Annotated in this window: 24 protein-coding genes and 1 tRNA gene; 11 read left to right on the top strand and 14 right to left on the bottom strand. The window is 42.8% G+C overall.

Annotated features, from left to right (window positions below; all coding sequences use genetic code 11):
- Positions 1–29: 29 nt before the first annotated feature.
- A complete protein-coding gene (gdhA, locus tag MKO06_RS05785; RefSeq protein WP_241549706.1) occupies positions 30–1,373 on the bottom strand; it encodes an NADP-specific glutamate dehydrogenase in 1,344 nt (447 codons plus the stop codon).
- A gap of 200 nt (positions 1,374–1,573) precedes the next feature.
- Here gdhA and MKO06_RS05780 point away from each other — a divergent pair, with 200 nt between their 5' ends.
- On the top strand, positions 1,574–2,350 hold the full coding sequence (locus tag MKO06_RS05780) for a THC0290_0291 family protein (RefSeq protein ID WP_241549705.1): 777 nt from the start codon (positions 1,574–1,576) through the stop codon (positions 2,348–2,350).
- Here MKO06_RS05780 and pncA read toward each other — a convergent pair.
- The 5 genes from pncA to MKO06_RS05755 all read right to left on the bottom strand — a co-directional run bounded on the left by pncA (position 2,347) and on the right by MKO06_RS05755 (position 8,567).
- Positions 2,347–2,958 carry a bifunctional nicotinamidase/pyrazinamidase gene (gene pncA / locus MKO06_RS05775; RefSeq protein WP_241549704.1) on the bottom strand — a complete coding sequence of 204 codons (612 nt, stop codon included), beginning with the start codon at positions 2,956–2,958 and terminating at the stop codon, positions 2,347–2,349. The two genes, MKO06_RS05780 and pncA, sit on opposite strands and share 4 nt — an antisense overlap.
- Positions 2,955–4,367, bottom strand: coding sequence for a nicotinate phosphoribosyltransferase (locus MKO06_RS05770; protein ID WP_241549703.1), 1,413 nt, complete (start codon positions 4,365–4,367; stop codon positions 2,955–2,957). Before MKO06_RS05770 ends, pncA begins: the two co-directional genes overlap by 4 nt.
- A 17-nt stretch (positions 4,368–4,384) precedes the next feature.
- On the bottom strand, positions 4,385–4,921 hold the full coding sequence (locus MKO06_RS05765) for a macro domain-containing protein (protein WP_241549702.1): 537 nt from the start codon (positions 4,919–4,921) through the stop codon (positions 4,385–4,387).
- Positions 4,922–5,056: 135 nt separating this feature from the next.
- Positions 5,057–7,300, bottom strand: a complete 2,244-nt coding sequence (locus MKO06_RS05760) for an inorganic phosphate transporter (protein ID WP_241549701.1) — start codon at positions 7,298–7,300, stop codon at positions 5,057–5,059.
- Positions 7,301–7,364: 64 nt separating this feature from the next.
- A complete protein-coding gene (locus tag MKO06_RS05755; RefSeq protein ID WP_241549700.1) occupies positions 7,365–8,567 on the bottom strand; it encodes a porin in 1,203 nt (400 codons plus the stop codon).
- A gap of 356 nt (positions 8,568–8,923) precedes the next feature.
- Here MKO06_RS05755 and MKO06_RS05750 point away from each other — a divergent pair, with 356 nt between their 5' ends.
- Positions 8,924–9,421, top strand: a complete 498-nt coding sequence (locus tag MKO06_RS05750) for an Imm52 family immunity protein (protein ID WP_241549699.1) — start codon at positions 8,924–8,926, stop codon at positions 9,419–9,421.
- 108 nt (positions 9,422–9,529) lie between these two features.
- Here MKO06_RS05750 and MKO06_RS05745 read toward each other — a convergent pair.
- The 3 genes from MKO06_RS05745 to rseP all read right to left on the bottom strand — a co-directional run bounded on the left by MKO06_RS05745 (position 9,530) and on the right by rseP (position 12,572).
- A tRNA-Asn gene (locus tag MKO06_RS05745) sits at positions 9,530–9,603 on the bottom strand.
- A gap of 146 nt (positions 9,604–9,749) precedes the next feature.
- Entirely contained in the window at positions 9,750–11,186 is a 1,437-nt protein-coding gene (locus MKO06_RS05740; protein ID WP_241549698.1) for a bifunctional metallophosphatase/5'-nucleotidase, read from the bottom strand.
- Between the two features lie 69 nt (positions 11,187–11,255).
- On the bottom strand, positions 11,256–12,572 hold the full coding sequence (gene rseP, locus MKO06_RS05735) for an RIP metalloprotease RseP (protein WP_241549697.1): 1,317 nt from the start codon (positions 12,570–12,572) through the stop codon (positions 11,256–11,258).
- A gap of 151 nt (positions 12,573–12,723) precedes the next feature.
- Between rseP and MKO06_RS05730 the strand changes: the two genes are divergently transcribed.
- The 4 genes from MKO06_RS05730 (at position 12,724) to MKO06_RS05715 (ending at position 15,996) form a co-directional block, all read left to right on the top strand.
- Positions 12,724–13,395 carry an SCO family protein gene (locus MKO06_RS05730; RefSeq protein WP_241549696.1) on the top strand — a complete coding sequence of 224 codons (672 nt, stop codon included), beginning with the start codon at positions 12,724–12,726 and terminating at the stop codon, positions 13,393–13,395.
- An 81-nt stretch (positions 13,396–13,476) separates the two neighbouring features.
- The gene (locus MKO06_RS05725) at positions 13,477–13,707 is read left to right on the top strand and encodes a FeoA family protein (RefSeq protein WP_241549695.1); all 231 of its coding nucleotides are present in this window, start codon (positions 13,477–13,479) and stop codon (positions 13,705–13,707) included.
- Position 13,708: 1 nt separating this feature from the next.
- Positions 13,709–15,814 carry a ferrous iron transport protein B gene (gene feoB, locus MKO06_RS05720; protein ID WP_241549694.1) on the top strand — a complete coding sequence of 702 codons (2,106 nt, stop codon included), beginning with the start codon at positions 13,709–13,711 and terminating at the stop codon, positions 15,812–15,814.
- A gap of 32 nt (positions 15,815–15,846) precedes the next feature.
- Complete coding sequence (locus tag MKO06_RS05715) at positions 15,847–15,996, top strand: FeoB-associated Cys-rich membrane protein (RefSeq protein WP_241549693.1); 150 nt, start codon at positions 15,847–15,849, stop codon at positions 15,994–15,996.
- On the opposite strand, the gene MKO06_RS05710 is transcribed toward MKO06_RS05715, so the two are convergent.
- The 3 genes from MKO06_RS05710 to MKO06_RS05700 are packed head-to-tail and all read right to left on the bottom strand — an operon-like array spanning position 15,993 to position 17,942.
- Positions 15,993–16,415, bottom strand: coding sequence for a hypothetical protein (locus MKO06_RS05710; protein ID WP_241549692.1), 423 nt, complete (start codon positions 16,413–16,415; stop codon positions 15,993–15,995). The genes MKO06_RS05715 and MKO06_RS05710 overlap by 4 nt on opposite strands.
- Positions 16,416–16,462: 47 nt before the next feature.
- Positions 16,463–17,284 carry a ZIP family metal transporter gene (locus tag MKO06_RS05705; RefSeq protein WP_241549691.1) on the bottom strand — a complete coding sequence of 274 codons (822 nt, stop codon included), beginning with the start codon at positions 17,282–17,284 and terminating at the stop codon, positions 16,463–16,465.
- A 1-nt stretch (position 17,285) separates the two neighbouring features.
- Positions 17,286–17,942, bottom strand: a complete 657-nt coding sequence (locus MKO06_RS05700) for a metal-dependent transcriptional regulator (RefSeq protein WP_241549690.1) — start codon at positions 17,940–17,942, stop codon at positions 17,286–17,288.
- 97 nt (positions 17,943–18,039) lie between these two features.
- On the opposite strand from MKO06_RS05700, the gene MKO06_RS05695 reads away from it, so the two are divergent.
- Together MKO06_RS05695 and MKO06_RS05690 are read left to right on the top strand one after the other, a co-directional pair.
- Positions 18,040–20,340 carry a TonB-dependent receptor gene (locus tag MKO06_RS05695; protein ID WP_241549689.1) on the top strand — a complete coding sequence of 767 codons (2,301 nt, stop codon included), beginning with the start codon at positions 18,040–18,042 and terminating at the stop codon, positions 20,338–20,340.
- Entirely contained in the window at positions 20,337–20,819 is a 483-nt protein-coding gene (locus tag MKO06_RS05690) for a thioredoxin family protein (protein WP_241549688.1), read from the top strand. The genes MKO06_RS05695 and MKO06_RS05690 overlap by 4 nt, the downstream gene beginning before the upstream one ends.
- Before the next feature lie 3 nt (positions 20,820–20,822).
- On the opposite strand, the gene MKO06_RS05685 is transcribed toward MKO06_RS05690, so the two are convergent.
- Entirely contained in the window at positions 20,823–21,557 is a 735-nt protein-coding gene (locus tag MKO06_RS05685) for a tellurite resistance TerB family protein (RefSeq protein ID WP_241549687.1), read from the bottom strand.
- Positions 21,558–21,733: 176 nt separating this feature from the next.
- Between MKO06_RS05685 and MKO06_RS05680 the strand changes: the two genes are divergently transcribed.
- The 3 genes from MKO06_RS05680 to MKO06_RS05670 all read left to right on the top strand — a co-directional run bounded on the left by MKO06_RS05680 (position 21,734) and on the right by MKO06_RS05670 (position 23,626).
- Positions 21,734–22,144: a BrxA/BrxB family bacilliredoxin gene (locus MKO06_RS05680; protein ID WP_241549686.1), complete on the top strand. Its 411-nt coding sequence runs from the start codon at positions 21,734–21,736 to the stop codon at positions 22,142–22,144.
- Positions 22,145–22,237: 93 nt separating this feature from the next.
- Positions 22,238–22,972, top strand: coding sequence for a lysophospholipid acyltransferase family protein (locus tag MKO06_RS05675; protein WP_241549685.1), 735 nt, complete (start codon positions 22,238–22,240; stop codon positions 22,970–22,972).
- Positions 22,973–22,975: 3 nt separating this feature from the next.
- The gene (locus MKO06_RS05670; protein WP_241549684.1) at positions 22,976–23,626 is read left to right on the top strand and encodes an HD domain-containing protein; all 651 of its coding nucleotides are present in this window, start codon (positions 22,976–22,978) and stop codon (positions 23,624–23,626) included.
- Here the strand turns inward: MKO06_RS05670 and MKO06_RS05665 are convergent.
- On the bottom strand, positions 23,623–24,696 hold the full coding sequence (locus MKO06_RS05665; RefSeq protein ID WP_241549683.1) for a PA0069 family radical SAM protein: 1,074 nt from the start codon (positions 24,694–24,696) through the stop codon (positions 23,623–23,625). The two genes, MKO06_RS05670 and MKO06_RS05665, sit on opposite strands and share 4 nt — an antisense overlap.
- Positions 24,697–24,743 lie beyond the last annotated feature (47 nt).

Raw genomic sequence — 24,743 nt, 5'->3', positions numbered from 1 at the left:
CGGCTTTCGTTTTATAAGAATCGGTTTACTTAAACAACACCCTGAGCGAGCATCGCATCGGCAACCTTTACAAATCCTGCAATATTGGCTCCTTTTACATAATCTACATAACCATCTTTGGTAGTACCATATTCCACACACTTTTCGTGGATATCGTTCATGATCTCATGTAGTTTATTATCTACTTCCTGGGCAGTCCAGTTGTATCGCATCGAGTTCTGAGACATCTCAAGACCAGAAGTAGCAACACCCCCGGCATTAGACGCTTTTCCTGGAGAGAACAATATTTTCTCTTTATGGAATACCGCAATGGCCTCTGGAGTACAAGGCATATTCGCCCCTTCTCCTACACAAATACAACCATTCTTAACAAGTATCTTCGCATCATTTTCCTGAAGTTCGTTTTGAGTCGCACATGGAAGTGCTATATCACACTTGATATTCCATGGTGTTTCACCTTCATGATATTTAGCTGAAGAATATTTATCCAAGTATTCCTTGATACGTCCTCGCTGAACGTTCTTCAATTCCATGATGAATTCCAGTTTTTCCTGGTCGATTCCATCTTCGTCGTGGATGAATCCGCTGGAATCAGACATGGTCACCACTTTAGCTCCAAGCTGGATGGCTTTTTCAGCCGCATATTGGGCCACGTTACCAGATCCAGAGATCACCACGGTTTTACCTTCAATGCTTTCACCTCTGGTCTTCAACATATTTTGTGCAAAGTAGACGTTACCGTAACCGGTAGCTTCTGGTCTAATTAGCGATCCTCCGTATGAAAGTCCTTTTCCGGTGAGGATACCGGTGAATTCATTCTGTAATTTTTTATACTGTCCAAACAGGTAACCTACCTCACGGCCTCCAACACCAATATCCCCTGCCGGAACATCACAGTTAGAACCAATGTGGCGATATAGTTCGTTCATAAAGCTCTGGCAGAACTTCATCACTTCATTATCTGATTTTCCTTTCGGGTCAAAATCTGAACCTCCTTTTCCACCTCCCATAGGCAGCGTGGTAAGACTGTTCTTAAACACCTGCTCAAAAGCAAGGAATTTAAGGATACTTAGGTTTACTGAAGGGTGAAAACGCAAACCTCCCTTGTACGGGCCAATTGCTGAGTTCATCTGGATTCTGAAACCACGGTTTACCTGGATCTCCCCTTTATCATCCAGCCAGGGCACTCTAAACATCACCACTCTTTCTGGCTCCACCATTCGCTCCAGAAGCATTTTATTCTGATACTTCTTATTCTCTTTTATAAAAGGGATTACAGTTTCTGCAACTTCATGAACCGCTTGCATGAATTCGGGTTCATTCTGGTTCCTGGTAGATACTTTATCCAGGAATTCTTTGATGTTTTTTTCCATAATGACTGGCGCTATTATTAAATTTTGAAAATCACGTCCAATTAATGGCACAAATATAAATATTCTCTAAGGATTAGTAGATTCATTTTTGTATTTCATATAATATTAACTTTTTAAAAATAGAGCTTGGTATATACCGGTCTTCCCGATATTTTCGTTAAGGTATTTTGCTATATTTGTTAACTAGCCAAGTCATCTACATGTCGAAAACCAAGGCAATTTTCTTTTTCACGTTAATTCTTTCGCTTTGGAGTGGAAAGACTTTTGGCCAGTTACATATAGGTCATGAGATTGGCACTTTTTTGGGCCCGGCCGGATTTTTTACCGATTACGGAGAACGTTGGAATGTGCGGAACAACCTCGAGAATGAAGGCTTCGGAATTGGTCTCGTACATTATATGAACCTCGCTTTTAAGCCGGAATGTAGTTGCAGGCCAACTAAATTATTCTTTACCAAACACTTCAGACTTCGAACCGAAATAAATTACCTGAAATCCAAACTGGACCATTACGGGCCGGTGGCATCAAAAGATACCGAAGGCGGAAGGCAACTCCGTGCGATGCATGGAAATACCGAACTTTTCCAGGGCGGGCTCGCCCTGGAGTACCATCTTTTTGGGATAAAAGAAGCCAGGGATTTCGCAACCCTGTTTTCTCCTTACATTAGTTTAGGCGTGCATTATGTCTATTATAATCCCAGCGCTTATTCAGACCTTGGTCCACTGGACAGCCCCAAGGTTTTGTTCCCCACTTTTGAAGACGGACTTTTCATGGAACCCGGGCATACCTTCGCGATTGTTGGAAGCGGCGGAGTTAGATACCGGTTGGGCAGGTATAACGACCTCATGCTGGAAGCGAGGGCACATTACTATGACACCGATAAGCTCGAAGGCCTCGATGTTCAGAAACCCCAGAATAAGTTCAATGATTTTGTATTATGGCTGGCCGTGGGCTATGTGTATTACCTGAATTTCTAAAAATCCAGGTCTTTAGATTTCATGATCTTTCCACCCCTTCTTAGCAAATCTATTTTAGCTTTTTCAAATTCGTCCTGTTTCAGAGGCCTTGTGGCATCTTCTAGAAGGTTTGACGAAAAGCCTTCGCCAATAGCGTCTTTCATTGAAAAATAAACGCAGTAATCTGCGGCGAGGCCTGTAAAATAAAGCTCTTCAGCATTTTTTTCTTTCAGGAACCCAGCCAGGCCTGTGGACTTCAAATGCGCGTTATCATAGAAACCGCTGTAACTGTCGATCTTAGGATTGGTTCCCTTTCTGAAAATAGCTTCAAAATTTTCAGTTTTAAGGTCTTTATGGAATTCTGCTCCTCTGCTGCCCTGCACACAATGGTCTGGCCACATTACCTGGTCGAGCCCATCGAGTTTGATAACCTCAAATTCTGAAGCATCTTCATGGCTGGTGGCAAAACTGGAGTGTCCGGATGGATGCCAGTCCTGGGTTGCTATCACCAGGTCGAACCTGTGCATTAAATCGTTGATCACCGGCACGATCTCGTCACCGCTGGGTACCGCCAGAGCTCCTCCTGGCATAAAATCGTTCTGAACATCTATCACTATTAAAACTTTCATGAAGCTGAATTTTTATGGGATTGAATTAATTTCTCGCGCTCCTCCTGAAGCCTGGAACTGATGCCAACCTTGTAGATATGCGGGTTATTGAAACGCTTGTATTCCAACGGTAATTCGGCAAGGCGGGATTTTGAATAATCGGCGATCTCTTCAAGCGATCTTTTTTCGATAAGCATTTTCCCGTTCTCCATCACTTTTCTCAATAGTCCTTCCTGTTGAAACTGGCCAATTTTCAAGGATTTATAAGGCTCATGCGGATGGAACATTTCTTCCACCATTTCTTCGGAATCCAGACCAATGGCATCTGCTCCAATACATTTTCCGTTTTCATCCTTGACACGAAAAACCTGTTTTTTATGCGGAAGGGTTATCTTGACGATACTTTCAGAAATTTTGATCCGTGGCTGCCCGTTAGACCAGGCAAGTTTGTAGACTCCATCAAGCGCCCCATCGGGATCGCCGGTGACCAGGTTGGTCCCAACCCCGAAAACATCAATCGGCGCCTGCTGTTCAAGCAAACTCTTGATCACGTATTCATCCAGTTGGTTGGAAGCAGCAATTTTAACATATTCCAGTCCGGCGGCATCCAGTTGTTTCCTGCTTTCCTTGGCGAAATAAGAAAGGTCCCCGCTATCGAGCCGTATGGCAAGCAGCTTATGTCCCCGCTCTTCCATTTCTTTCGCGATCTTTATCGCATTGGGCACCCCGCTCTTTAAAGTATCGTAAGTATCTACCAGCAAAACACAATTCTCCGGCCTGTCTTCAGCAAAATCCCTGAATGCGGTTAATTCATCATCATAACTCTGAATAAAGGAATGAGCCATGGTTCCCGAAACCGGAATATCGAGTTCTCTTCCGGCGATCACATTACTGGTTCCGTTAAAGCCCCCGATCATAGCTGCCCTTGTGGCGTAAAAACCACCCGTAGCCTGGGCTCGTCTTAGACCAAAATCGAGTAGATGGGCCTCCCCGGCCACCTGCCTCATCCTGCTCGCTTTCGTGGCCACAAGTGTCTGAAAATTCAGAAGATTTAGCAGGATGGTCTCAATAATCTGGGCTTCAATAATATTTGCCTCAACCTGTAGGACGGGACGGGTTGGAAAGACCACATCGCCTTCCGACACCGAATGTATGGTTCCGCGAAACCTGAAATCTTCCAGATAATCCAGGAACTCTCCTTTAAAACCCTGCTTTTGCAAATAATCAAGATCGGCTTTTGAGAACCGAATATCCTGGATGATCGAAAGCAGATCTTCCAGGCCGGCGAAAACGGCAAAACCTCCTTTGTAAGGTAATTTTCTGAAAAAATAGTCGAAAACAGCCCGGTGTTCCCGGTGGCCTTTATTGAAATAGACCTGCGCCATGGCAAGCTGGTACTGGTCTGTATAGGTAGCTGAAAAATTATTCATGTAGTATAAATAGTTGGTTAGCCAACAGCGACTTCCTTAAGTTTTGATTCATATAATTCACGATCAGCATCGCTGAAGACTACAAATCTAAGTTTTTTAAGATGCTCCAGGTTGGGTAATTCGGTTACTAACGTGCTAAAGACAACCGATACGGCATCTTCTTTAGGATAACCAAAAATCCCTGTGGAGATCCCCGGAAACCCAATAGAACCAAGTTTTTTCTCTTCAGAGCGTTTGAGGGAGTTCCTGTAGCAATTAGAAAGCAACTGGTCTTCGGGTTTATCCTTTCCATAAACGGGACCAAGGGTATGAATCACAAACTGGTTAGGCAAACCATAAGCTCTTGTAATCACAGCTTCGCCGGGAGCGATGGGTGCAAGGGACTTGCATTCTTCGTAAAGCTCTGGCCCCGCAGCCTTATGGATGGCACCGGCCACACCTCCACCAGGAGCAAGTTCGGCATTTGCAGCGTTCACCACGGCATCCAGGTCTGGCTGGTTTGAAATATCTCCCTTAACTATTTCGATCTCAATATTTTGAAGTTCCACTTTCATTGGTCTTTTTCCTAAAGTTATTGAAATTCAGAAGAAGATTGAAATGATTCAGGCTACTGAATGCTTCCGTAAACTTTAAAATAAAAAAGGCCGTCCTTTTCAGAACGGCTCTTTTACCAATTTAGAACTCGAAATCTAAACTTTCTTATAAGAATTATTATACTCTTCCATCAATTTCATCAAACTGTTCACCAGGTCTTTTGTCTCCAGAAGAATACTGAAATAAAGAGTGGTATTTTTTGGGCTGGATTCTTCGGTCCTGGTGCGGGAAACCTGCTTTTCGATCTTTTCAGAAAGGGAATTCATGATCTTATCCTTTTTCTCAAGAACAAGGCCTATTCTTTCAAATTTTCTCTCGGTAAAGATCTCTTCGATTTCCTTAAGTAGCAATTCAAGAGAATCATCTATTTCTTTAAGGTCATTGATCTGGTTATAACGCAGGGGTTTGTGATTATTATTCACATGCTTGTAACTCTTTTTGGTGATGAATTCAAGCGATTGCGCAATATCAGTAAGATAACCCAGGATGGTGATATAGAAACTACTTCCCCTAACGCTGGTCTCGTCCAGGCTTTTGATAAAGAAGAAAATATGGTCTCGTAATTCCTCAATTTCAGCATCAAGTTTAGCAACACCTTTTTTGCTTTTCTTCAGTTTCTTCTTTTCGGTCAAAGAAAGGCCTTCCAGCACATCGGTATATATCTTATTGGTGCGACTCACCACATTCGCGATATTATTCGCACTTTCTGAAATGATTCCCTGTACGGTTTTGCTTTCAGACTTTTTAAGGCCGGATTTGTCGGTCTTAGCTTCCTGTTGTTTTTTATGAGAAATATAGTTCCTTACCAATAAACCAATTGCCAGCAACAATAAAATGGCAATCGCAGGACCTCTTCCAAGGAAGATGATATAGGTAAGTATACCTGCAGCAGCAAATGCGCTAAAAGCAGTAAAGAACCATCCTCCAATTACATTTAGCACTCCGGCTACCCTATAAACGGCACTTTCACGGCCCCAGGCCCTATCGGCAAGGGAAGTACCCATGGCCACCATAAAGGTTACATAAGTAGTTGAAAGCGGCAATTTATAAGAAGTCGCAATGGAGATCAATACACCTGCAACGGTGAGGTTGATCGCAGCACGTATCATGTCGAAAGCCGGCTTATCCTCAATATTCTGAAAATCATCACCTTCTTCAGGCTTGGAGAATCTTCGGCTCATGCTTTGTTTGGTGCTAACCGGAAGGATCTTCTTGATGCCATCGAATAAGCTGGTACTTCCTTTTACCAGGCTTCTGGACAAAAGATTCGGACTGAATTTTTCAGAACCGTGACCCTGGCGTGAAAGGCCAATTTCAGTTTCAGCCACACTGCGGGCCTTTTTAGACAGCCAAAGTGTTGCCACCATGATCCCCCCGGCGATAAACAGCAGGTAAGGCTGGGCCGGAACCTTGCTTTGAAGCACTTCCATTGAAAAACTTCCCGGTGCTATCCCAGATTCAGACCAGGCAAGGAATGAGTGGTAGGCAGCCATTGGCACCCCTATGAAGTTCACAAGGTCGTTTCCGGAGAAGGCTAGTGCCAGACCAAAAGTTCCAACAGCGATCACAAAAATAAGTATACTTCTTTTGAAGATTTTCATAAAGAAATACGAGAACAGTGTCCAGAAAACGAAGCTCCCAAGTAAGACGTAAATCGCCTGATTCTCAAGCACGTCCTTAAAATCATCGTAATAAGGGGTTCCCTTAAGGCCTTTGAAAAATATGAAATAGCCTATCGCAGCAAGACAAAAACCACCAAAAAGGGCACCGAAGTTCTTGATCTTCTTTTCATATTCAAAGGTGAAAATGATCCTGGAAAGCCACTGTACCAGGGCTCCTATAGTGAATGCGATCACCACAGAAAGGAATATTCCAGAAATGATCTGGGTGGCTTTATCGGTATTTATATAGCTCGCGAGGTTCGCAACGGTTTCAGAATCACTGGCGCTTATCTTGATCAATGCCATGACCACGGCCGCTCCAAGTAATTCAAATACAATAGAAACGGTAGTGGATGTAGGCATCCCGAGGGTATTGAAAAAATCGAGCAAGAGGATATCGGTTATCATAACGGCCATGAAAATGATCATGATCTCATCAAAATAAAATTCACCTGGCATAAAGATGCCTTTCCTGGCTACCTCCATCATTCCACTTGAAAAAACGGCTCCTATGAAGATCCCAAGGCTCGCAACAACCATGATGGTCTTGAAGGAAATGGCTTTGGAACCTATAGCCGAATTAAGAAAGTTTACCGCGTCGTTGCTAACTCCCACTACCAAATCGGCAACGGCAAGTACCACTAAGGCAACTAACATCAACAAATAAATATCTCCCATTATATTGAATTAAATTATGGTGTAAATGTCTAAACTATTTACCGGTTATAAAATCTTTAAACTATTAAAAATGAAAATCGAAGCCTATTCTCCACTCCAGATTATCAGTATTTTTATTCAATGTGGTATAGCTTAAATCTGTTTGTAGCTTTAATTTATGACCCACAATATATTTGGATGCGCCAATAGTATACTGCTCAACATCTGAAACATTCGTAAAATCTTCATAATCGTTTGTCGTATACCGGGCCGCAATCTCGTAATTATTTTTGAAAAGATAGGCAGCCTGCATATTGAATGCCTCCCCCTCTAACACGATATACTCTACATTGGATTCACCCGGGACACGTGCTAAAGGATCGCCTGAAATTCTGTTCGCATATTCTCCCATGAATGAAAAGCCACGATACTTGAAGACCGCGTCCACGAACCAGGTTTCGATATCGGTGCGATACAACTCCCCGTTATCCAGCTCCATATAGGTTCCCAGGTTACTACGTGTCTTAACCGCATCATGATTAAAATCATAAACTACACCCATCATTAACTTGGGGCTTTGTTCTCTTTCAAGATCAGACTGGAAATAATCGCCCTTTTTGCTGAATTCTCCAAATGGCAGCAATTCTAGCCTACCCGTATATTGCAGCCCTCCAATATTTCCAACCACTACATTTCTACCTTCCCCCTGGGAAAGAGCCAATTTTTCCTTGATCACAAAATCCTCTCCTATATTGATCTTATGATGAAGCTGTATCCCTATATCACGGTCAATATTGAAACGGCTGTTAAGAAGGGAACGGTCTACAAACTGGAGGTCTCCCGAGGATACCACCCGCTCCACGTTACCGGGAAGCTTGGTCTGGCCTGCCCATAATTCAAAATTCTCGTAAAAATTCCATTTTAGAACCGCATCCAGTATATATCTCGGTGCGTTATTGGTATACACGCTGGCTCCTCCAATATCAAAATTCGATAGACCCAGTTCGATCTTATATTTAAGTTTTGGGGTCAATGCCCAGCCGTCGAACTTTAATCGCGCTCTTCGTATGAAAAATGCCTGGTCTGCATCCTCAAAAGCATCACCGTTATAGTTCCATGTGGTTTCCGATCTAAACTGTATCCTCGGTGCAAATTTCAAACTGAAGGAACTGTCTTTGGCGGTAAAATTAAGAAGTCCTTTCCCGAATTTCATATCACCAAGTTCCTGTGATTGCAGACTAAAAGCAGTAAAAAGGCAAATAACTGCCATGCAGATAAATTGTCTCATTAAAATCGTTTTCTAAGTTTTTGTCGCCGGCAAAGAAACGATAACAATGTTAAGTAAATGTTTCCTGTTAGTTAAGTCATGAATATTATTTGAAGGAATAAAAAAAGGCTGCCCTGAGAGGCAGCCCTGACACACTATTAGAATCAAGTCGACAAAAACTTAACGATTTTAAGTGTGCGTCCTAAGACCCCACAAATAAAGGCTTCCAAGTTAAACATAGTGTCAATTGTATATTAAATTAAAATTAAGTCTGTAATGGTAATGAACTGCCATAAATAAAATGGCTTTTAATGATATTAGTAAACAATTGATATAGATCTATATTTGAAGGAGAATTATAAAAGACCACCTAGCCTTTGAGTAATAAAATTAAACTTAAGAAAATAGGAGTAGCATGGGGTGAAAGATTACAAAGCCTTGAAGAATGTGTTAATGACATATTGATATTCATTTACCTATTAGAGAAATGCGATGATAATTTTTCTAATTGGTTTCCTACCGGATTTAAAAAAATGAATAAGCCGGAGGATAGATTACATAATAATTTTGAAGAGATAAAAAATCTTTTATGTAAGTCCTGTGCTTTATCAGAATATCCCCAATTCTATTACAGTACGAAATTCTGGAACGGATCTAACAATTTAGGGGATGCCCTATCATTATCCTTTAGCCTGGGTGGAGACGCCAAATTAGGACATAATAATGTTATACTACAATTACCCTACTCCGGAGCTCTATCAGAGAAATATGATAATGAAAAAACAAGAACCAATTTACTGGCGCTTTTTATTGAGTTTTGGGATCCTGACAAAATAATGGTCGAGAATAAATGGCAGCGGTTACAGGGTCTTTAACTTCTATAACTTAATCAGGTTAGGTTGAAATCCCTTCGACTTCGCTCAGGTTAAACTTCTCGCCCAAAGCGAAATAAAAAAAGCCAGTCTTTCGACTGGCTTAGGTTGCTCCTCCTCTTGGGCTCGAACCAAGGACCCTCTGATTAACAGTCAGATGCTCTAACCAACTGAGCTAAGGAGGAGTGTTTTGCTTTAAAAGCGGTTGCAAATATAAGTCAATTTTTAAATGCTGTCAAAAGAATTTTTAAATTTTTTTTGAGGAAAAAATCACCGTTAATCCTATCTCTCAAATAGACAGATAAATATGAATTTCAGCCTTGCAGATTTTTTAAATACTATTATTACAATCCTCGTAATCGATCACGCTCTGATAGGCCTTAAGGTATTCTATAAGGTATTCTGCGGTGGTTTTTTCAAAAGTCTTTAATGGCGAGGTAAAATCGTCTGAATGTACATTCGAGATATAATCGTTCAGTCCAATGACGAGTTCATATTCGTCATTCAGTTCCCTGCCTTCAGGATCATAAATACGAACCCGTCCATTATCACGGGTCATCTTAAGACCTGAATATGCCATCGAAGGAGCATCTGGAGCCTCCAGGAATTCTTTCAGCTCTTTAACGCTCATGGAAAAAGTATCCAGGCCATTTCCGAAGGGATCAATGGTATAGATATCAAAAGGAGTGATCTTCCCAAAATCCAGCCCGGCACGAATCCCCCCATAATTCTGGAAGACGATATCGGCACCCGTGATCGTTCGTAAAGCATCTGTATAGAAACAACCTGTTTGGGCCGAATTGTGATCCCTTAGCGAAGTCCCAATTTCTTCATAGAATTCGGGCTTATTGTTGTATTCGGCAACAATCTCCATGATCTCTGCGTCTTCCTCGGTCTTTTCATCCAGGTTGACGAGTTCGTATTCATATTCCACGATCTCACCTTCCAGCACTTCCAGGCTAAGCTTTGTCATATATCTTAAATTAGATCCACTTTGAACCATATATCTGCCATTGACCTTCCTGTTATAAATGTCATGGTTATGACCCCCAATAACCAGGTCTACAAAATCATGATTCTGAAGGATCATTTCGTCTCCATGAGATCCATAGTGGGTAAGCGCGATAACCAGATCGGCATTTTGAACCTCCTCGTCATCCCTGTATTTCGCTACAGAATTAACTCCTTCCTCAAAGTCCAGGCCCTGTATCCGTTTGGGATGGGTTGAAGGTATATTCCCGGGAGAACTGGTTTCCACCACACCGATAAAAGCGATCTCAAAACCATCCTTTTCAATGGTGACCCTACCTTCCGGCAGATTTAGCTCCCCATTTATATTCTTAACATTTGCAGAAAGAAAGGGGAAACTGGCCTGCTGCATCCTGGCATTCAGAATTTCCTGACCATAATCGAACTCATGATTCCCAAGGGCCGAAACATCAATCCCGGTCCTGTTCATCAGATCAATTATCGGGAAGCCTTTTTCAGGATGAAAATCGACTATGGGATTTCCCGAGAAAAGGTCTCCACCCGCTACAAAAAACACCTGAGATTCTTTTTTTCTTTCTTCATCGAGAATGGCTTTTACCTTTCCGAAGTTATCGATCTTTCCGTGCAGGTCATTCACGGTAAAAATCACAATAGATTCCGCCGTTGGGGCATCATCAGTATTATTAGTTTTATCGGTGCTTGAGCAAGCTCCCAGAACAAACAGGAGCAGCATTAGATTAAGCAGGTTCACAAGAGATTTTAAGGATTTCTTCATCATAATTAAAATGAAAAGAGCCAGGGATCAAATATGTCCCAGGCTCTGTTTATTAATGTTTTTTCAACTAATCTAATCAAATAACCAGCGATAAATATCATTTCCATTGGCATATAGAACCAGCGCGATCAACAGGAAAAACCCTACCATCTGGGCAACTTCCATGAACTTATCGTTAGGCTTCCTTCCGGTTACCATCTCATATAACAGGAACATTACATGACCACCATCCAGGGCAGGAATTGGTAAAATGTTCATAAAGGCCAGAATGATAGATAGCAGTGCAGTGGTATGCCAGAAACCATACCAGTTCCAGGTATCAGGGAATAAGCCACCAATAGCACCAAAACCACCTAATTGGGAAGCCCCTTTTTTGGTAAATACATATTTGAACTGTGCCACATAATCATGAAGGATCCAGTAACCATAATCGAAACCGGCGCTGATACTTTCCATAAAACCATACCGCTTGCGATCTGGCTCTAATCTAATAATGGGTGCTATACCTAGTTTCCCTTCTTCATCTGGTGTGATCATCACGCTCTGGATCTCTCCATCTCTTTTATAAACCACCTCGATTTCCTTGCCAGGATTTTCCTGAGAAATGGGCGCGATTTCGTGCCAGTAGCCTATCTCGAATTGATTAAGAGAAATAATACTGTCTCCTTTTTTAAGACCTGCCTTTTCCGCGGCCATATCTGCAACCACCGTATCCAGAACAGGATAGGTAATAGGCACAAATGGCTGCATCACTCCCTGTTGAAACATGGTGCTACCAATATCCTCAGGCAATTCGATAGTTTCTTCCACACCATCCTGGTGTTTTACGGTAATATTATTTACATCTCTTAAGAACAGATGTTTATTTACATCATTATAGCTCTCCACATCCTTCCCGTCCATTCTGAGAACCTTATCACCATCCTGAAACCCGAATTCCTTAAAGCTTTCGGCTACTGCGTAACCATTAGGCAGATCAGCCGGATCTATAAAAGGTTTCCCCCAAACGAACATGATCATCATATAGATCAGGAATCCCAGAACCAGGTTTACCGTTACCCCACCAAGCATAATGATCAATCGCTGCCAGGCTGGTTTGCTTCGGAATTCATAATCCTTAGGCGGCTGGGCCATCTGCTCCTTATCCATGCTCTCATCGATCATCCCCGAGATCTTAACATAACCTCCAAGCGGAAGCCAGCCAATCCCGTAAACCGTATCGCCAATTTTCTTTTTGAAAAGGGCAAATTTTACATCGAAGAACAAAAAGAACTTCTCTACCCTGGTCTTGAACAGTTTGGCAGGCACAAAGTGACCTAATTCATGCAGAACAATCAGTAAAGAAAGAGATAATATTAATTGTATGGCTTTTACTAAAAATGGATCCATTAGTCAACTTCAAATTTAAAATCGCACAAAAGTAAGTTTTTAAAAACTCTCAAAAAAGTTTTAAATCAAGCCAGATTCGCACCTGAAATTTTTCTTGGTAGAATTCGACTATTTGAACCTCAGGCCATAACTTTGCAAAAATTATAATCTGGTGCTCAAGTTTTTTGCTAAATACAAAACCTTTGCCATAGTTTTATTCGTCCTTTCGGTGATCATAATTCTGTGCATATACACCTTGCTGAAACCGGAAGAACGGCTGCCCGTCTATCAACCCGAAATGGTAAATGCCGAGCTGGTTGATTCCACCGTTCAATATGTTCGGAAATATCATAAAATAGCCGACTTCGAACTGGTAAACCAGAATGGGGATACCATCACCCAGGAAGATTATAAAGACAAGATCTATATCGCCGACTTTTTCTTTACCACCTGCCTTACCATCTGCCCCATCATGACCGATCATATGATCGAGATCCAGGAAAAGATCAAAAGCGACGATGAGGTTTTACTCTTGTCACATACCGTTTTTCCGGTGGCAGACAGCGTTCCGGTTCTAAAGGAATATGCGATCGAGAAAGGCGTCATTGACGAAAAATGGAACCTGGTTACCGGAGATAAGAAACAGATCTATGACCTGGCCAGAAAATCTTACCTCGCAACAAAATCTACTGGCGATGGCGGGAAATACGATATGATCCATACCGAGAATTTTATCCTGGTGGATAAAGAAAAGCAAATACGCGGCTTTTATGATGGTACAGATCCGGAGGCTATCAAAAACCTTATGCATGATCTAAAGGTTCTTAAAGCGCAATACCGCTAAACTTACTTTTTCTTCCTTTAACTTTTGTATTGGGTTAAATTCCATTACTTTTGCCTTGTTTAAAATCAATCTAAATAAAAGGTGAAGGTCACGGTCGCAAATCTGAAGAGGGGACAACGGGGGATTATCAAGGAATTTTCCGCAGAACATGTCCCGCTTAAACTTCTTGAAATGGGCTGCCTTCCCGGAAATGAAGTAGAAATGGTGCAAACTGCCCCTTTTCAGGATCCAATGTACCTGAACATTAACGGCAGTCACCTGGCGATTCGAAAAGAAACCGCCCTGCTTATAGAAATTGAATTAATAGGCTAATATGGGTAAGCAAATTAATGTTGCTTTAATTGGTAACCCCAATACCGGTAAGACATCTGTATTTAACCAGCTAACCGGCCTTAACCAGAAGGTTGGTAATTATCCAGGCATCACGGTAGAAAAGAAAGAAGGGATCTGCAAACTTCCGCGCGGATTAAAGGCTCATATCCTGGATCTTCCCGGAACTTATAGCCTCAACGCTTCTTCTTTTGACGAAAATGTCGTTATCGAACTGCTGCTGAATAAGAATGATAAAGATTACCCAGATGTGGCAGTAGTGGTAAGCGACGTTGAAAATTTAAAAAGAAACCTCCTTCTTTTTACCCAGATCAAAGACCTTGGAATTCCTACCATTCTCGCCATCAATATGGCCGACAGGATGGAGCGCCGCGGAATTTCCCTGGATGTGGAATTACTGGAGGAACGACTTAAAACCAAGGTCGCCCTGGTAAGTGCCCGCAAAAGGATGGGAATCGATTACCTGAAGGAGCTCATCATCAATTACCGTCATATCCCAATTGAACCCTGTGTAAATGCTTCAGTAATAGATCCGGAATATTTCGGAAACCTGCGCAAGGCTTTTCCAAACCAGTCGCTTTACAAATTATGGCTGGTCATTACCCAGGATGTGAATTTCGGAAATATTAATCGCGCCGAGCTCAACACCAACACCAGCTTCAATACAAAATCTACCAGCGACCTGAAACGGCTTCAGCAGAAGGAAACGATCATTCGCTACCAGTTCATAAACGGTGTCCTGAAAGAGACCATGAGCGTGGATAAAAATGCAGCAACCGATCTTCGCTCACGATTAGATCGCATCCTTACTCATAAAGTATGGGGTTATGTTATCTTTTTCGGTATTCTGTTGCTTATATTCCAGGCTATCTACAGCTGGTCCAGCGTTCCCATGGATTGGATCGACGCAACTTTTGCCTCGCTGAGCGAGATCACCAAAGAAACATTTCCATCGGGACCTTTTACCAGTTTAATTGCTGAAGGGATCATTCCCGGGCTTGGAGGGATCGTCATATTTATTCCACAGATCGCCTTTTTATTCCTGTTCATTTCGATACTTGAAGAATCGGGATATATGAGCCGGGTGGTCTTTCTGATGGATCGCATCATGAGAAGATTTGGCCTAAGCGGAAAAAGCGTGGTGCCCCTGGTATCAGGAACAGCCTGTGCAATCCCCGCAGTGATGGCCACGAGAAATATAGAAAACTGGAAAGAAAGGCTTATCACTATCCTGGTAGTTCCGTTCACAACCTGTTCGGCCAGGCTTCCGGTTTACCTGATCATTATCGCCCTGGTGATCCCCGATAAATCTTTCCTTGGCTTCAATATGCAGGGACTAACCTTAATGATCCTGTATCTTTTAGGCTTTGGAATGGCCATATTTTCGGCCTGGCTGCTGCACAAGATCATGAAAAGCAACCTGAAAAGTTATTTCGTGATAGAAATGCCTAATTACAAGGTTCCCATGGTAAAGAACGTTGCCATAAATGTGGTGGAGAAAACCAAATCCTTTGTTTTTGGGGCAGGAAAGATCATCCTGGCGATCTCAATTATATTATGGGTTTTGGCGAGCTATGGACCTGGCGACGATTTTGAGAATGCCGAAGAGATCGTAACTTCAAAATACACCGAAACCGAACAGCAAGTAAACCATGATGAGATCGAAGAGGAGGTAGCATCCTTTAAACTGAAGAATTCCTACATCGGGATCATGGGTAAAGGTATTGAACCTGTTGTTGCGCCATTAGGCTACGACTGGAAGATCGGGATAGCAATCATCAGTTCTTTTGCAGCACGTGAAGTTTTCGTGGGTACGCTTGCAACCATTTACAGTGTAGGCAGCGATGAAGAGGAAACCATTAAAAACCGGATGGCCGCCGAGATCAACCCTATACTTGGGGGCCCGTTGTTCACCTTTGCCAGCGGGGTTAGTTTATTGCTGTTCTATGCATTCGCCATGCAATGTATGAGTACGCTCGCGATCGTGAAAAAAGAAACCAACACCTGGAAATGGCCGGTGCTGCAATTAATAATCATGAGTGCATTTGCTTATGTAGTGGCCTTAATTGCCTTTCAGGTCTTAAAATAGTAAGGATACAGATTTAAAACGACTTAAAAACTATGGAAGTTCTACAGGAAATACTTGTTTTTATCACCTTTTTTATCGCTACAGGCTATCTTATAACCAAGTTCGTCTGGAAACCCGCATTTCTTGGTGGCAAGAAAAAAGCCGGTTCCTGCGGAGTTTCAGATTGTGGATGTGGCGACTAATTTCTCGCCAGCCTTTCTGAAATCTGAACTTTAAAAGAATAATCTTCCTGCATCAAATTTTCTGGTTTTTCGGGATGAGGAAGCACCTCAAACCATCCTACTGAAACCCCTGTACCAGCCAGAAATTCATTTATTTCAGACACCGAATTCCTAATAATAAGTCTGGATTTTAGCTCATTACCTTCATAATGCTCCAGAAGTATTTTCACTTCTCCAGCCCAGATACAGGTGACAATTGCACTTTCAGGACAGCGGGAATCAGAAATGACCCTGGAAAATTTTATCCTGCTATTTCCCAGCACCAGTTCATCTCCAACACAAAATGTTTCACTAAGATTGATTGATTCGGTAGCGCCAACCGGCTTTTCTTTATCAGCAGACCAAAGTGAAATTAACAGGAAGAAAATTGCGATTTTCATGAATCATCTTTTTATGGAAGACGAAACATTTCAGCGAAAGTGGCATTTTAGCCCAAACCAACGTCCAGGGTCATCATGACCATAAAACCGCCAATAAAACCGAGCGTGGAAATATCGGTAAAATTACCCTGCTGGGCTTCGGGAACCACTTCTTCTACCACTACAAAGATCATAGCACCTGCTGCGAAACACAAGGCGTAAGGCAGAATAGGCTGAAAAGTAAGAACCGCCCAGGCTCCAATTACCGCTGCAACCGGCTCTACAATGGCCGATAATTGTCCGTAATTGAAACATTTCCAACGGCTGAGTCCCTGTCTTCTAAGAGGCATGGCAACTGCAAATCCTTCCGGGAAGTTCTGAAGTCCGATCCCCAGGGCAAGAGCTACCGCACCACCTATACTGGCTCCTTCAAACCCGGCTGCAACTCCGCCGAACAGCACTCCAACGGCAAGTCCTTCAGGAATGTTGTGAAGGGTGATCGCCAGGGTCAATAAAACCGATTTATGCCAGGGCGTTTTGATCCCTTCAGAATCGCTCATTTTAAAATTAACATGTAAATGAGGAAGTATCTTATCCAGGCCAAAAATGAACAATGCTCCCAGCGCAAAGCCAACAACGGCAGGCACTACCTTCTGGAAACCCTCGCCGGGACTCATTTCGATCCCAGGCGCCAGTAAACTCCAGAAACTGGCGGCCACCATAACTCCCCCAGTAAAACCCAGCATCCCATCAAAGAAAGCCCTGTTCATTCCCTTAAAAAGGAAAACGAGGGAAGCCCCCAGGGCAGTAAGCCCCCAGGTAAATAAAGTGGCTAGAAATGCCGCGAGAACGGGATCTATTTCCTGAAAATAATCTAAAATAACATCCATCTTACAAAGTTTTTATATAAAGATTAGCCGAGATCTGGCTTGATATTCTTAATTCCTGATCGTCTAATTTGATCAGCATTGATTTATCGAAATCTTCTTTTTCGATGACCACTATCTTTTTTCCAAGGGAGATATCATGCTTATCCAGGTATTGCAAAAATTCAGCTGAAGAATCTTTAACGCCTATGCAGATCCCAGTCTCTCCCACTCCCAGGTTGGAAAGCAGCACGCGATTGGAAATATGAAAATTCCCCTGTGCGTCTGGAATAGGATCGCCATGAGGATCTCTTTCCGGGAAATCGAGGAATTTATCCAGTTCGTTGGTAAGTTTTTCAGATTTGATATGCTCCAGCTGCTCGGCAACTTCATGAACCTCATCCCAGTTAAAATTCAGTTTTTCAACCAGGAAAACCTCCCACAACCTGTGCTTCCTTATTACCTCGATAGCTGCTTCCCTGCCCGCCTGGCTTAGTTTCACGCCCTGGTATTTCTTATAGTTCACCAGGTCCTTATCTGAAAGACGCTTGACCATATCGGTGACCGAGGAGGCCTTGGTTTGCATCTCCTCGGCAAGGGCATTCGTGCTCACCCCACTTTTTAATGAATTTTCGAGGTGAAAGATAGCCTTGAGATAATTCTCTTCCGATAAACTGAACATGTCAAAAATTTTACTCGCCAAAAATACATTTTTAATTCTAATTAATCAATTTTTTAGGTAAGCCTAAATTTATTTTTACCTTTGAAAAAAATTTGAAATGCGATTGAAATTGATATGTCTATTAATATTTCCTTTAAGCCTTCTTTCGCAGGAAGCCGAAATCTATGGCACGATCTACTCAGAAGGTAAACTATTGGCCTTCGCCAGCGTGTTCGTACAGGGAACCACGAATGGCACCGATGCGGATATAGATGGAGAATACAGGCTTACCTTGCCAGCTGGCAAGCATCGAATCACGATTCAGTTCCAGGGTTATCGAACTATTTCAAGGACCATCGAACTTAAGGATGGCGAAAAACGAAAGATCGATTTCGAACTCCAACCCAACCCGGATTCCCTTAACGAGATCGTGGTCACCGGAACAAGAACCGCGAAAAGAAAGACCGATTCTCCCGTTATTGTAAATCTCATCAACAGTGAAACATTGCGACAGGTAACAGCGACCGATCTTTCAGAAGGTTTAAGATTCCAACCCGGTCTTCGTGTGGAAACCGATTGCCAGACCTGCAACTATACCCAATTACGAATGAACGGTCTGCAGGGTGGTTATTCCCAGATCCTGATAAATGGCCGACCCATCTTTAGTCCGTTAACCGGATTATATGGCCTTGAACAGATCCCGGTGAATATGATAGAACGTATCGAGGTGGTGCGCGGTGGGGTATCTGCACTCTATGGTTCCAGCGCGATCGGTGGCACCGTGAACGTGATCACCAAGATCCCTAAACAAAATAATTACAACCTCACCTATACCTACGAGAATATCGACGGACAGACCGATCAGAATGTTCTGAACGGGAATGCAACCGTAGTTTCCAAGGATTATCGCACTGGTGCCAATTTCTTCGTAAGTCACCGAACTCGCGGAATGTATGATGCCAACGATGATAATTTTTCAGAATTGCCAGAACTAAAGGACAATTCCTTCGGCGTTAACGCCTTTTATCTTCCAACCGAAGATTCCAAGCTGAACTTAAGTTTAAGCAGCTTATACGAATATCGCTATGGTGGTGAAATGGTTGAAGGCCCCGCTTACCTGGCCGAACAAAGCGAAGAAAGAACCCATAACGTGCTGATGGGAAGCCTGGATTACCAGCTTAACTTCAATGACGACAGGAGCTCATTGATAATTTATTATGGAGGTCAGTCAACTAACAGGGATCATTATACTGGTATCATCCCGGACCTTGAGGAAGACCGTATCGAATTTTTCGAAACGCCTCCTTACGGAACTTCAAAGGTAACTACTCACCAGGGTGGTGTCCAGTTCAACCAGCGAATCAATAGTTTCCTGGGTGGTAGCACGGTTTTGACCGGAGGTGCCGAATACGTATATGACGATGTATTTGATGAGATCCCTTCTTATAATTACCTGATCGATCAAACCACGCGAAATCTTGGCGCATTTTTTCAAAATGACTGGGATATCACCGAAAATCTGAATTTCCTCTCCGGTTTCAGACTGGATAAACATAACCTGGTAGATCATGCGATCTTCAGCCCAAGGCTTTCCCTTCTCTATAAACTGAAGGAAACCACCCAGTTCCGGGTTGGTTGGGGAACTGGATTCAGGGCGCCCCAGGCCTTTGATACCGACCTCCATATCGCATTTGCTGGCGGCGGAATTTCAAGGATCTCTCTTTCCGAAGATTTGAAAGAAGAACGCTCGAATAGTTTTACAGCCTCGGTAAATTATGACCGCGCCACCGAACATTTCATTTGGGGCTACACCGTGGAGGCTTTCTATACCAACCTGAACGATGCATTTTACCTGCAACCACTGGGTGAAGATGACTTTGGAGAACGATTTGAAAAACGAAATGGATCAGGTGCCACTGTTAAAGGATTCACCCTTGAAACCCGGGCTAATTTTGACTATTTGTTTGAACTGGAAGCCGGTTTCACATTACAGTCAAGCAAATTCAAGGATCCGGTTGAAAATATCGAAGGCCTGGAAGCAAGGAGAGAGTTTTTAAGAACCCCTAATGATTACGGGTATGCCACGCTCACCTTTACACCCAACAAGCGATTTAGCGCTTCAGCAAATTTCGTATATACAGGGAAAATGGATATAGTTCATTTTGCTGGTGAAGGAACCGGCCAGGATGTAGATGAGTATACCTCTACCCCTTCTTTTGCTGAACTAAGCCTTCGATTAGGTTATGAACTGAATATCCCATCATTGAGCTCGGCTGTTGAATTATTCGGTGGTGTCAAAAATGTGACCAACGCTTACCAGTCTGATTTTGATATCGGTAAAAACCGGGATAGCAATTATATTTATGGTCCGGGAAGTCCGCGATCGGTATTCCTTGGAATCAGGCTTGGATCCCTATGAAAAAAGCTGTAGCATTCATATCGATACTGTTAATTTTCCTGAATTGGTGCCAGCTGAAGGCGCAGGAAACAACCGCTGTAAACTGGATAGGTTTTGAACAGCTGTATGATTCGCTGGAGGTAAAACCCAAAAAGGTATTTATCGATTTTTATGCAGACTGGTGCCAGCCATGCAAAAGAATGGACAGGGAAGTGTTTACCGATCCAGAGATTCAGGATATGCTAAATAGGAAGTATTACGCAGTAAAAATGGACGTTGAATCTACCGACACTATTCAGTTTGGGGACCAGGTATTTGTGAACGAACGGCTGAATAGAAGAAATCCAGTTCACCAGATCGCTATACTGATGGCCAGCAGAAAAAACAGGCCTTTTTCATTGCCCGCGATGGTGATACTTGACGAAAATTTTCAGGCTAAAGCGCGATATTTCCAGTTCCTCAACAAAGAACAGCTTCTGAAAGCTCTGCGCGAAAATTAGAAATTAAAGACCTCTTTCTTTTTTGATCTGGTCGTAGGCTTCCTGTACATTTCTAAATTTCTCTTCGGCTCCCTTACGGTAAGCTTCATCCATATGTCCCAGTTTATCAGGATGGTATTTTTTAGCCATTTTTCGAAAGGCCTTTTTCACCTCATCATCGGTAGCCGATTTATCTATTTCCAGGATGGTATAGGCCGAATCGGTCTTTTTGAAGAACATGGCCTTGATACTGGCAAAATCCCTTGCCCCAATTTGTAAATACCCGGCTATTTCCTGGATTATCGCGGCTTCAGCATCACTAACCCGGCCATCTGCCTGGGCGATTCCGAATAAGAAATGTATGATCTGTAACCTGGTTGGATATTTAGTCCTGGCAGCGAGATATCGGGAGATCTTGGAAGCCGAAACCTGCCTGCTTTTCACTACTTCATTAAAGGTTCTAAAAGTAGCATTGGCTCTCTCCTTTCCGTAGGCCTGTACAAAATAGGAACGAACGTAATCCAGTTCGGTCTGTGAAACACTTCCGTCTGCCTTGATAACGATGGAACAAAGAGACAGCAAATTGAGCTCAAAATCTCCGGGAGAAACTTCCTGTCGCTGATTTCCCATCATGGAAGTAAAGACGCCTCCAGAAACCCGAACATAATTATCCAGCAGGGAACCTATTATAAAACCAAGTATAGCGCCGGGAAACCGGAAATAGATATATCCCAGAATTGCGAGAAGCCATTTGATCATGGGCAATTTTCTTTAGCCGCTAAGATAACACTTTCAAAATTCTATCCAGTATCGCATTCGGCCTTCGCGCCCATAAATTCAACCTATTCGCACATAGTAATATGAGATATGTTCAGCTGAACATAATTTGGTATCTTTGTGCTTCAATTAAGTTTAATAATCAAAAGAAAACATATATGTATCCAGCAGATTTAGTAAAACCAATGAGAGAAGATCTTACCAGCATTGGTTTTGAGGAGTTACATACCTTAGAAGATGTAGAAAAGGCAATGCAGAAAAAAGGTACTACTTTGGTAGTGGTGAATTCGGTTTGTGGTTGTGCCGCAGCCAACGCACGTCCTGGAGCAAGACTTTCTCTTCAGAATGCGAAAAAACCAGATAACCTGGTTACTGTTTTTGCAGGTGTGGATAAAGAAGCTACTGAAAAAGCCAGAGATATGATGGTACCATTCCCTCCATCTTCTCCTTCAATGGCTCTTTTCAAAGATGGTGAACTAGTTCATATGCTAGAGCGTCATCATATTGAAGGCCGTCCGGCAGATATGATCGCTGAAAACCTTATTGGAGCTTACAACGAGTTCTGCTAGGTCTTTTCAAATAAAAAACTGGAAGCCACGCCTAGAGCGTGGCTTTTTTATGCCATAAATCCTATTTGGTTATTTTTGTAGTTTTAAACCAAGATGAAAAAGATCCTCTCCTACCCTTTATCGGTAATTTTCTATATTCTCTTTTTTATTACGTTGCTGGTTTTCCACCCTATACAGTGGCTCTGCTTAAAACTGGGCGGTTACCAGGCGCACAAGAAAAGCGTGGATATTCTTAACTGGTTCCTGATGCGTTGCCTTAATGTGCTTGGAACGAGCTTCCACATTGAAAATGAACACCATATTCCACTTGACAGGCCGGTTATTTTTGTGGCTAATCACCAGGGGATGTATGATATTTCGCCAATAATCTGGTACTTCAGGAAACACCATCCAAAGTTTGTTAGTAAGAAGGAACTGGGTAGGGGAATTCCAAGTATTAGTTTTAATCTCAGGCACGGCGGTTCGGTTCTGATAGACCGAAAGAACCGAAGGGAATCGCTTCTGAAAATGTCTCAATTTGGAGATTACCTGGCAAAAACAAAAAGGTCGGCGGTGATCTTTCCGGAAGGTACTAGAAGCCGCACCGGTAAGCCAAAAGAATTCAGAACCAACGGAATGATGGTCCTGTTCAAGAAATTACCAGACGCGGTGGTAGTGCCCATCAGCATTAATAATTCCTGGAAATTATTCCGCCACGGCAGTTTTCCAATTGACCTTGGGATCAAGGTTTCCCTGAAAGCTCATAAACCCGTTCCAGTGAGTTCTAATGATGCAGCCAGCCTTGCCGCCCTGATCGAACGAACCATTATCGCAGATATAAAGAACTGATCTATGTCCCAGGAAATCATTAAAAAAACGGCTGATTTTGTAAAGAACAGCCTTAAAAATGCCGAAGGAGGCCACGACTGGTTCCACACTCAACGGGTGTGGGCAAATGCCCGTCATATAGCGGAAGGCGAGGAAGCCGATTCACTGGTGGTGGAATTATCTGCTTTATTGCATGATATTGCCGACTCGAAATTCCATGATGGCGATGAAACTGTAGGACCCAGAATAGCTTCTGAATTTTTGAAATCTGAAAAAGTAGATGCGACTATTATAGATCACGTTGTTAAGATCATCGAAAATGTTTCTTTTAAAGGAGGAAATACTGAAAGAAATTTCAGTTCGACTGAACTGGACATCGTTCAGGATGCCGACAGGCTCGATGCCATTGGTGCCATAGGTATCGCGAGAACCTTCAATTATGGCGGGTTCAAGGGCCGTGCTCTTTACGATCCCGAGATCGAACCAAAACTGGACATGACAAAAGAAGAGTATAAGGCTTCAAAAGCTCCTACTATCAACCACTTTTACGAAAAACTATTACTGTTAAAAGACCGGATGAATACGGAAACAGGTCGCAGAATTGCTGCAGATCGTCATGCCTTTATGGTAGAATACCTGGATCATTTTTTCGCTGAATGGAATGGTGAGGCCTAGAACAGTTTCATCTGGCCGTCTTTAAATTCCTCGTGTAATTTGCAGTTCAACTGGGGGCGCTCGCGATCCTTTAAGTAGAGCCTTTTGGCGATTTTAAATTGCTGTGCCACCTGGGAAGCAAACTCCCCTTCGCCCTTCATTCGGGTTCCAAAACGGCTGTCATTTAAACTACCACCATGAACCTGTTGGATCTGGTGCAAGACCTTATCTGCCCTGTCTGGCATCGCCTTTTTGATCCAGTGACTAAAGATCTGGCCAATAGAGCCATTCAACCGAACGATCGTATAACCGACTCCCAGTGCTCCCCGCTCCGCTACCTCCTTTACCAAAGGCATTATTTCATGGCTATTGATGGAAGGAATGATAGGAGCCATCATAACGCTCACCGGAATTCCAGCTGTAGAAAGCTTTTCAACCGTTTCCAGTCTCTTTTTTATAGTTGCAGTTCTGGGTTCCAGGATTCTCCTTGTTTTTTCCTCTAAGGAGGTGATAGACAAATTCACATGCACCAGGTTTTCCTGTGCCAGTTCCCTGAGTACGTCCATATCTCGCTGAACGAGCGCATTTTTGGTGATCATTCCTACCGGGTGCCTGTATTTCAAAAAACATTGAAGCAGGCTCCGGGTGATCCTGAGTTCCTTTTCAATAGGCTGGTAACAATCGGTATTTCCCGAAAGAACTATAGGTGTGGCTTTCCAGCTCTTACTTCTAAGTTTCTGCTCGAGCAGTTCCACGGCGTTTCTTTTAACAAGAATCTTTTGTTCAAAGTCAAGGCCCGCACTATATCCCCAGTACTCATGGGAATTACGTGCATAGCAGTAAATACAGCCGTGTTCACAACCCTGATACGGATTCAATGAATATTCCAGGCCCACATCCGGACTGGTCACTTTATTGACGATGGTCTTCGGAAAAGTTTCAATGATAGTAGTCCGTGATTCCTCGGCTTCCTCTCCTTCCGAAGCGCAATAATTAAGGAAATCATCTCTTATCTCGTGGCTATGCTCATGGAATTTATTTGCCGTGTTCAATTGAGCACCTCTCCCCTTCTTAAATTCTGAAATTGACATGTTTCAAAATTATGGATTTTTTCCTATTAAAAGGAATTTTTCCATTT

Source organism: Christiangramia oceanisediminis, from assembly GCF_022570735.2.
Taxonomy (GTDB): domain Bacteria; phylum Bacteroidota; class Bacteroidia; order Flavobacteriales; family Flavobacteriaceae; genus Christiangramia; species Christiangramia oceanisediminis.
The sequence above is the reverse complement of the archived record's forward strand: the minus strand, read 5'-3'. Positions and strand labels throughout refer to the sequence as shown.

Coding starts and splice junctions, on each gene's coding strand:
- MKO06_RS05665 (WP_241549683.1), bottom strand. CDS start 24,696: ATGTCAATTTCAGAATTTAAGAAGGGGAGAGGTGCTCAATTGAACACG.
- MKO06_RS05690 (WP_241549688.1), top strand. CDS start 20,337: ATGAAAAAAGCTGTAGCATTCATATCGATACTGTTAATTTTCCTGAAT.
- MKO06_RS05780 (WP_241549705.1), top strand. CDS start 1,574: ATGTCGAAAACCAAGGCAATTTTCTTTTTCACGTTAATTCTTTCGCTT.
- MKO06_RS05765 (WP_241549702.1), bottom strand. CDS start 4,921: ATGAAAGTGGAACTTCAAAATATTGAGATCGAAATAGTTAAGGGAGAT.
- MKO06_RS05715 (WP_241549693.1), top strand. CDS start 15,847: ATGGAAGTTCTACAGGAAATACTTGTTTTTATCACCTTTTTTATCGCT.
- MKO06_RS05760 (WP_241549701.1), bottom strand. CDS start 7,300: ATGGGAGATATTTATTTGTTGATGTTAGTTGCCTTAGTGGTACTTGCC.
- MKO06_RS05685 (WP_241549687.1), bottom strand. CDS start 21,557: ATGATCAAATGGCTTCTCGCAATTCTGGGATATATCTATTTCCGGTTT.
- MKO06_RS05710 (WP_241549692.1), bottom strand. CDS start 16,415: ATGAAAATCGCAATTTTCTTCCTGTTAATTTCACTTTGGTCTGCTGAT.
- MKO06_RS05755 (WP_241549700.1), bottom strand. CDS start 8,567: ATGAGACAATTTATCTGCATGGCAGTTATTTGCCTTTTTACTGCTTTT.
- MKO06_RS05705 (WP_241549691.1), bottom strand. CDS start 17,284: ATGGATGTTATTTTAGATTATTTTCAGGAAATAGATCCCGTTCTCGCG.
- MKO06_RS05670 (WP_241549684.1), top strand. CDS start 22,976: ATGTCCCAGGAAATCATTAAAAAAACGGCTGATTTTGTAAAGAACAGC.
- feoB (WP_241549694.1), top strand. CDS start 13,709: ATGGGTAAGCAAATTAATGTTGCTTTAATTGGTAACCCCAATACCGGT.
- gdhA (WP_241549706.1), bottom strand. CDS start 1,373: ATGGAAAAAAACATCAAAGAATTCCTGGATAAAGTATCTACCAGGAAC.
- rseP (WP_241549697.1), bottom strand. CDS start 12,572: ATGGATCCATTTTTAGTAAAAGCCATACAATTAATATTATCTCTTTCT.
- MKO06_RS05695 (WP_241549689.1), top strand. CDS start 18,040: ATGCGATTGAAATTGATATGTCTATTAATATTTCCTTTAAGCCTTCTT.
- MKO06_RS05700 (WP_241549690.1), bottom strand. CDS start 17,942: ATGTTCAGTTTATCGGAAGAGAATTATCTCAAGGCTATCTTTCACCTC.
- pncA (WP_241549704.1), bottom strand. CDS start 2,958: ATGAAAGTTTTAATAGTGATAGATGTTCAGAACGATTTTATGCCAGGA.
- MKO06_RS05675 (WP_241549685.1), top strand. CDS start 22,238: ATGAAAAAGATCCTCTCCTACCCTTTATCGGTAATTTTCTATATTCTC.
- MKO06_RS05770 (WP_241549703.1), bottom strand. CDS start 4,367: ATGAATAATTTTTCAGCTACCTATACAGACCAGTACCAGCTTGCCATG.
- MKO06_RS05680 (WP_241549686.1), top strand. CDS start 21,734: ATGTATCCAGCAGATTTAGTAAAACCAATGAGAGAAGATCTTACCAGC.
- MKO06_RS05740 (WP_241549698.1), bottom strand. CDS start 11,186: ATGATGAAGAAATCCTTAAAATCTCTTGTGAACCTGCTTAATCTAATG.